At 65.8% G+C, this 7815-nt stretch carries 7 protein-coding genes; 3 read left to right on the forward strand and 4 right to left on the reverse strand.

The genetic code is table 11. From position 1 onward, the window contains the following. Window positions 1–328, forward strand: a 328-nt coding sequence (locus AC1D00_RS17150) for an SDR family NAD(P)-dependent oxidoreductase (RefSeq protein ID WP_477011487.1), incomplete at its 5' end; no start/stop codon positions are given. A gap of 154 nt (window positions 329–482) precedes the next feature. Here AC1D00_RS17150 and AC1D00_RS17155 read toward each other — a convergent pair. From AC1D00_RS17155 to AC1D00_RS17165, 3 genes are read right to left on the reverse strand one after another with little or no spacing between them, the layout of a single operon-like run. After that, window positions 483–1277 (reverse strand): IclR family transcriptional regulator, encoded by a 795-nt coding sequence (locus AC1D00_RS17155; protein ID WP_477011488.1) that lies wholly within the window; start codon window positions 1275–1277, stop codon window positions 483–485. 18 nt (window positions 1278–1295) lie between these two features. Next, complete coding sequence (locus AC1D00_RS17160; protein ID WP_477011489.1) at window positions 1296–3023, reverse strand: FAD-dependent oxidoreductase; 1728 nt, start codon at window positions 3021–3023, stop codon at window positions 1296–1298. A gap of 7 nt (window positions 3024–3030) precedes the next feature. Beyond that, window positions 3031–4245, reverse strand: a complete 1215-nt coding sequence (locus AC1D00_RS17165; protein WP_404553463.1) for an ABC transporter substrate-binding protein — start codon at window positions 4243–4245, stop codon at window positions 3031–3033. A gap of 349 nt (window positions 4246–4594) precedes the next feature. Between AC1D00_RS17165 and AC1D00_RS17170 the strand changes: the two genes are divergently transcribed. Then, window positions 4595–5896, forward strand: coding sequence for an MFS transporter (locus AC1D00_RS17170; RefSeq protein ID WP_477011490.1), 1302 nt, complete (start codon window positions 4595–4597; stop codon window positions 5894–5896). 6 nt (window positions 5897–5902) lie between these two features. Here AC1D00_RS17170 and AC1D00_RS17175 read toward each other — a convergent pair whose 3' ends face one another. Further along, window positions 5903–7444: a glycosyl hydrolase family 79 N-terminal domain-containing protein gene (locus AC1D00_RS17175; RefSeq protein WP_477011491.1), complete on the reverse strand. Its 1542-nt coding sequence runs from the start codon at window positions 7442–7444 to the stop codon at window positions 5903–5905. 195 nt (window positions 7445–7639) lie between these two features. On the opposite strand from AC1D00_RS17175, the gene AC1D00_RS17180 reads away from it, so the two are divergent. Further along, on the forward strand, window positions 7640–7815 hold a 176-nt coding region (locus AC1D00_RS17180), incomplete at its 3' end, for a twin-arginine translocation signal domain-containing protein (protein WP_477011492.1).

Below are 7815 nucleotides of genomic sequence, written 5' to 3' on the forward strand. Positions count from 1 at the left end.
TGCGACCTATGCCATCTCCAAGGGCGGCATGAAGCAGCTCACCTCGGTTGCTGCCGTCGCGCTGGCCCCGCACAACATCCGCGTCGTGGCGGTCGGGCCGGGCACCATCCTGACCGACATGGTGGCGTCTTCCATCTACACCTCGGAGGATGCCCGCAAGACCGTGATGTCACGCACGCCAGCCGGCCGCGGCGGCGAACCGAGCGAGGTCGCCTCGGTCGTGGCGTTCCTCGCCAGCGACGATGCGTCCTACATCACGGGGCAGACGATCTATCCGGACGGCGGCCGGTTGATCCTGAACTACACGGTGCCGGTGAAGGAGAAGTAGGAGGGCGAAGTCGTCTCACACTCGCTGTCATCGCCCGCGAAGGCGGGCGATCCAGTGCTCCGAGACGGTCGTGTTTGAATCGATAGGCCGCGGCGTACTGGATGCCCCGCCTTCGCGGGGCATGACAGCGGTGTTTGTGTCGGGCTGCGAGGCCTCACTCCGCCGCAACCGTGATCCCGTAGCCCAGCCGCTTCGAGATGACGCCGGCGCAGTCGCGCAAGGCATGCGCGATCGGGCTGTCCCAGCGCGCATCGAACGTGCCTTCCGGTCCCATCGCGGTGATGACCAGCGCGACATGGCCGGCGTGATCGAACACCGGTGCCGAGAATGCATTGACGCCGGGCAGGGGATCGCCGAGCGCCCGGGCGAGGCCGTGCTTGCGGACTTCAGCGAGCATGTCGGTGACCTTCGCGCCTTTCACCGCCCGCTTCGGATTGTAACCGACGCCGTGGCGGTCGAGGCCGCTTTCGAGCGCGGCATTGATGGTTTTCTCCGGCAGGAAGGCCGCGAAGGCGCGGCCGGTCGCGGTCTCCAGCAGCGCCATCACCGAGCCGGCCCGCATTACGATGTGCACCGGCTGGCCCGGCTCCTCTAACTGCACCACGGTCGGACCATGCGTGCCCCAGACGGCCAGCGAGACCGCGTGGCCGATCTGGCTCGCAAGCGCCGCGATCTTTGGTCCGGCGATGCGCACGCCGGAGAGGCGGCGCAGGCTGATGAGGCCGAGTTCCAGCGCCAGCGCGCCGATCTCGTAGCGGCCGGTGGTCTCGTCCTGCTCGATCAGCCCGATGCGGGAGAAGCTGGCCAGATAAGGATGCGCCTTGGCCGGCGTCATGCCGGCCTCGCGCGCGAGGTCGCGCAGCATCATCGGCTCGCCGCTGCGGGCGAGGGCGCGGAGCAGTTCTCCGCCGACCTCGATCGACTGGATGCCGCGGCTTTCTCTCTTCATGCGCCTCCTGGCGTATGCTTACGCCGCGTTGCGCTTGGCGGCGCTGTCGGCGAGATGACGGCCGGCAATGTAGCCGAAGGTCAGCGCCGGCCCAAGCGTGATGCCGGCGCCGGGATAATTGCCGCCCATGATGCTCGCCATGTCGTTGCCGGCGGCGTAGAGCCCGGGAATGACGCGGCCCTCGGCATCGAGCGCCCGCGCGTTCTCATCGGTGACGATGCCGGCATAGGTGCCGAGGTCGCCGATCACCATCTTGATGGCGTAGAACGGGCCGTTCTCGATCGGTGCAACGCAGGGATTGGGGCCGTGCAGCGCATCGCCCTGGTAGCGGTTGTAGGCCTTCGAGCCCTTGCCGAAGGCGGCATCGTGTCCCAGCGGCGCGGTCGCATTGAACTGCCTGACGGTCGCGGCGAACGCCGTGGCGTCGATGCCGGCTTGCGCCGCGAGCGCCTCTAACGTGTCGCCGCGCATGAGGTAGCCGGTCTTGAGGTGATGGCCGGTTGGCATCGGGAAGGGCGGCACGCAGCCGAGGCCGTACTTCCGCAGCGTCTTGTGATCGCAGACGAGGAAGGCCGCGATCTCCTCGCCGGGCTTGGCCGCCTTGACCATGGCCTGGACGAAGTCGTGGTAGGAATTGCCTTCATTGGCAAACCGCCTGCCGTCGCGCATCACCGCGATCACGCCGGGCTTGGCGCGGTCGATGAAATGCGGCATCACGCCCTTCGAGCCGTCCTTGCGCGTGGTGAGCGACACCGGCACCCAGGCCGCGGCATTCGGCAGACGGTCCTCGACATGTCCGCCGGCGCCTTCCGCAAGGCGCAAGCCGTCGCCGGTGTTGCCGGTGGGGCCCGGCGAATAGTGCTCGTTGCCGGTCGGCGCATGCGGAAACATTTTCTTGCGGCGTTCGACGTCATGCGGAAAGCCGCCGCAGGCGAGCACGACGCCTTGTCTTGCGCGAATGCGTATATCTCGCCCGTCGCGGGTGACGACGGCGCCGGTGACAGTGCCACTCTCGACCGTCAGCTCGCGCACGGGAGAGGACAGCCACATCGGAATCTTGAGATCGAGCGCCGATTTCGCCAGCCGCCCCGCCAGCGCGTTGCCATTGGTCAGCGTCATGCCGCGGCCGTAGCGCAGCACGTCCATCAGATGCCGCGACAGGCGCTTTGCGACATAGACCGCGGAGGTCAGCGATTTCGTCACCCGCATGAAATGGATGATCTCCTTGCCGGAGCCCAACATCATGCCGAACACAGTCAGCTCGGGCAGCGGCATGCCGAGCGTCTTGATCTGCTCGCCGAGCTCGCGGCCGTCGAACGGGCGCGTCACCATGGAGCGGCCGCCTTGCGCGCCGCCGGGCGCTTCGGCGTGATAGTCCGGGAACACCAGGGGCATGTCGAAGCGCAGGGCGGTCTTGGTGGTGAAGAAATCCACCGCCTCGGGACCGGCGCTCAGGAACGCATCGACGCGCGCGGCGTCGAAATTGTTGCCGGCCTCGTGCCGCAGATATGTGCGGGCCTGCTCCGGCGTCTCCTCGATGCCATAGGCCTTCGCCAGCGAGGTGCCGGGGATCCAGAGCCAGCCGCCGGAGCGGGCGGTGGTGCCGCCGAAACGCGGCTCCTTCTCGACGATCAGCACGTCGAGGCCGCGATAGCGCGCGGTGATCGCGGCCGACATGCCGGAGGCGCCCGATCCGGCGACGAGCACATCGCACTCGTAAGTCTCAACTGCGTCGTTGCCGGTCATGCGGGCCTCACTTCTTCAGCAGCGGACATTTGGACTCGGAGACCGGACGGAAGGCGTCCTCGCCCTTCACCGTCTTGATGATCTCCAGGTAATCCCAGGGTTCCCTTGACTGCTCGGGCGACTTCACCTTGGCCAGATACATGTCGCGGATGACGCGGCCGTCCTCGCGCAACTTGCCGCCATGGACGAAGATATCCTCGATCGGCAGCTCGCGCATCTTGGCCATCACCTTGGCGGGATCGTCGGTGCCGGCCGCCTTGATGCCTTTCAGGTAATGCAGCACCGAGCCGTAGACGCCGGTGTGGATCATGGTCGGCATCACCTTGGTGCGCTCGTAGAACTTCTTCGACCAGGCGCGGGTTGCCTCGTCCATGTTCCAGTACGCGGCCGTGGTCATGTAGGTGCCCTGCGCGGCCTTGAGGCCGATTGCGTGCACGTCGGTGTCGAACATCAGCAGGCCGACGAGCTTCTGGCCGCCCTGGACCAGGCCGAACTCGCCGGACTGCTTGATGGCGTTGTCGGTGTCCTGGCCGGCATTGGCGAAGGCGACGACGTCGGATTTCGAGCTCTGTGCCTGGAGGGCGAAGGACGAGAAGTCCGCGGTATTGGTGGGGTGCTTCACGCCACCGAGCACCTTGCCGCCCATCTCGTTGATGAAGCGCGTGGCGTCCTTCTCGAGCTGTTGGCCGAAGGCGTAGTCGGCGGTGACGAAGTACCAGGATTTTCCGCCCTCCTTGATCACGGCGGAGGCGGTCACCTTCGACAGGGCATAGGTGTCGTAGGTGAAATGCACGGTGTTCGGGCTGCACAGCTCGTCCGTCAGCGAGCTCGCGCCGGGACCGGAGAGCAGGGCGATCTTGTTGCGCTCCCGCACCATGTTGTGGACGGCGATCGCGATGCCGGAATTGGGAATGTCGACGACGGCGTCGACCTTGCCGTTGTCGAACCAGCCGCGCACGATCTGCACGCCGACGTCGGTCTTCATCTGGTGGTCGGCGCTGATGATCTCGATCGGCTTGCCGAGCACGGTCGGCCCGAATTCCTCGACCGCCATTTTCGCGGCTTCCACCGACCCCGGCCCGCTGTTGTCGCGGCCCCAGCTCGACAGATCCGTCAGCACGCCGATCCGCACCGCATCGTCGGAGACCTGCGCGATCGCGGTGGACGTCATGGCAGCCGAAGTCATGGCCGCGAGCATGGCGCAGGCCAAAAACCCTCTCATCGTCGTTCCCTCTCTTTTGTGGGCCGCTTTGCGCGGCCGATTATCGTAGCAGCAAATTAGATATTAGCGAATTAGTTTGTCAATAGCGAATAATAGCCTGGAAGGTTCCGCTGTGCTGGCGGACGACGGGAACCGTAACCGCCTCAACACCCGTCATTGCGAGCGCAGCGAAGCAATCCAGACTTTCTCCGTGGAGGCAGTTTCGTCGCGAGGGCTCCTCGCAATGACGGTGTTGATGCAGTTGCGCGCCATCATCTCGCGCTGTGGTCATCGCCAGTGGCAACACCCCCGCAGGTTGCAACCGCCATCGCGATTGGCCATGATGCTCCGGGAATCTTTGGGGCATGGAATGACGGCAGCAACGGGGGTCTCCGGCGCGGCGGAGAGATCGACGACGGCGCATGTGGTGTGGGCGAGCGCGCTCGGCACCGCGATCGAATGGTACGACTTCCTGATCTACGGCACGGCGGCGGCGCTGGTGCTGAACAAGCTGTTCTTTCCGAGCTTCGATCCGTTCGTCGGCACGCTCGCGGCGTTCTCGACCTATGCGGTCGGCTTCGTGGCGCGGCCGATCGGCGGCGCGATCATCGGGCACTATGGCGACCGGCTCGGCCGCAAGACGATGCTGGTCGCGACCATGATCGCGATGGGCCTCGGCACCTTCCTGATCGGCTGCCTGCCGACCTACAGCCAGATCGGCGTCTGGGCGCCGATCCTGCTCATCATCCTGCRCTTCGTCCAGGGCATCGGGCTCGGCGGCGAATGGAGCGGTGCGGTCGTCATGGTGATCGAACATGCCGGCAATCGCCGCGGCTTCTACGGCAGCCTGGTGCAGATCGGCTTTCCTGTCGGCGTTGCTGCATCCACCGGCATCTTCGCCCTGATGACGAAGCTGCCTGAGGCCGACTTCCTGAGCTGGGGCTGGCGCGTGCCGTTCCTGATCAGCATTGTGCTCGTCGGTGTCGGCTTCATCGTGCGGCTCAAGCTTGCGGAGACGCCGCACTTCAAGGAGGTGGTCGAGCGCAAGGAGGTGCTGGCGCAGCCGGTATGGGAAGTGCTTCGCCGGGACTGGCACAGCTTCCTGCTGGCGGTCGGCATCACGGTTTCGGAAGTCGGGCTCGCCTATCTCCTCACCGTCTTCACCGTGGTCTACGCCACGACAAAGCTCGGCCTGCCGCGCCAGGTGATCCTGGATGCGGTGGTCTATGCCGCGATCGTCGAATTCGCCACATTGCCGCTTGCAGGCTGGCTGTCCGATATCTTCGGACGCAAGGCGCTGTATCTCGCCGGCGGCGTGTTCTCGGTGGCGCTGGCGTTTCCGCTGTTCTGGTTCCTCGACACCAGGGATCCGGCGCTGATCACGCTCGCGCTCGTCGTCACGATGACGCTGACGCATGCGCTGCTGTTCGGACCGAAGGCCGCGTTCATGCCGGAGTTGTTCCGCACCCAGGTGCGCTACAGCGGCGCATCACTTGGTGCCAACGTCGCGGCCGCGCTCAGCGGCGGCTTCTCGCCGTTGATCGCAACCGCGCTGCTCGCTTGGGCCGGCTCGTATTGGGCGGTGTCGGTCTACATCATCGCGCTGTCGATCATCACGATCATAGCGACTCTGATGGCGCCGGAGACGGCGCGCGACGCGCTGAAATCCTGAGGGCGGCTAACTACAGGCACGATTCGCGGCCGCCGGAAACACCAGGAAGGTGATGGTCGCCGGCGCAAGCCGGATCGCTCCCGCGGGTGTTGCGCGCGGCCCAAGTCGGGGCAGTTCGTCATCAGCACTCAGCGCGAGTGTCTTGCCATTCAACTGCACGGTCGCGTCTTGCAGCTGCGTCGCATGCAACGTGTAACTCTCGACGGGGTGTGACAGCGTCAGGGTGGATGGTGCTTGCCGCGACGCGTTGATCGCAAGCACGGACACGGCGCCCCGCATGCCCGGATGGCAATGCGCGTAGAGATGGAGATCTGGCGCGGCGACTGCGTTCGCGTCGAGCACGATCGTTCCCATCAGGCGGTGCCAGAGCAGCGCGCCCCAATAATTGGGCCGCGGGCGGAACGTCTTCTCGTCCAGCAATCCGTAATCGCTCGCGGCCAGCGTGTTGTGCATCACCACTTGAACGCCCGCCTTGGCCATGCGTCCGAGCTGGTCGAGATAGCGGAACGTATCGAGGAAAGTCTTGTCCCAGCGATTGCCGCCGCAGGCGGCGTCGGCGGTTTCCGTCAGCCAGATCGGCTTGGCCGGCGCGAATTCGTCGCGCAGCGATCTGTAAGTCGATAGCGCGGCATCGGTGCGGGCGAGCCACGCTTCGGACAGCGCGCCTGCCGGCTCATCGCTGCCGCCGCAGCGCGGCGAGATCGTGTTGTAGTGATGATAGGCGAAGCGATCGACAGCGGAGCCCGAGGCGGCGAGCAGGTCGCGCGTGCGGAGGCCGGAGGCGTCGGCGGAAGCGGTGTCGCCGACCGAGCCTGGTCCGACGATCAGCGTCCCCGGCGCGGCGCGCAGCATCCACTCGTGAAAGATCCCGACATCGCGGACATAAGCCTTCGCATCGTATCCGGGCGGCGCGCCGTTCGTCGCCGCGAGCGTCGGCTCGTTCATGAATTCGGCGGCGGCGATGTGGCCGCTCAGCGAACGCGTATAGTCGATCAGCCGTTGCGCCTGATCCGGCCTCCAAAGGCCATCCGCATCGCGGCTGCCCGGGCTGATGGCAAAGGAGGTGACGATTTCCGCATCGACCGCGCGCGCAAAGTCGACGACGCCGCGCCACTGCGCGCGGCTTAGCACCGCGTTGAATCCCGGCGGCGGCGCGGTCGGCGCACGCTCGATGTCGGCGAAGAACGTCGCATTGGCCCAGGTGCCGCTCACGCGCAGATACGCCGGCGCCAACGCCGCCGCGAGCTTGCGCAGACGCGTGTGTCCGAGATCGATCGGAGGTCTGTAGCTGTAGCGATCCGTGTCGGCCGGCGCGCGCATCGTCTGCGGATAAGGCTTCCAGAACCGGCCGCCGGTCACCTCCACCATCTCGATGTTGTAGGACTGAAAGCGGGGATCGATGGTACCGATCGCTTGCAGCCCCGCAGGCGCGATCGACACCGCGCCGGCATGCGCCGCGCACGATGTTCCGGCAGCGAGCAGCGCAAGCCCTGTCGCACGTGCTGCGTGGAAAAGCCCGCCGCGTTGAATTCGCCGTCTTGTATGCACGTCCTGACGCCTTCTTATGCGTGCTGCCAAAAGCAAATGCAGCCGCCCGAACCATTAGCCCCCCTTATATCGCGAATTTTTACTTCCAATTTTACTTCGCAAAATCCCGCCCATAGCCTCACGCGCAACTGATCAATTCCGCAGCCGGTCAATGGCGACCGGTGCGAGCGTTCATTGTAGCCAACGAGGGTTGCCATGCTTGACAGGGACAAGGGAACATCCGCGGCCGATCCGTCGGAGACCAGGGACGTACGGCAGAAAAAGCTGAGCCGCCGCACGCTGTTGAAGGGGGCGGCCGTGGTCGCCGGGGCCGCCTCTGGATCGGACGCGATCCGCGGCTTCCCGACGATCTGGGCGCAGGAGATCAAGGA

The sequence above is a fragment of the Bradyrhizobium sp. P2_E8 genome, from assembly GCF_056403875.1.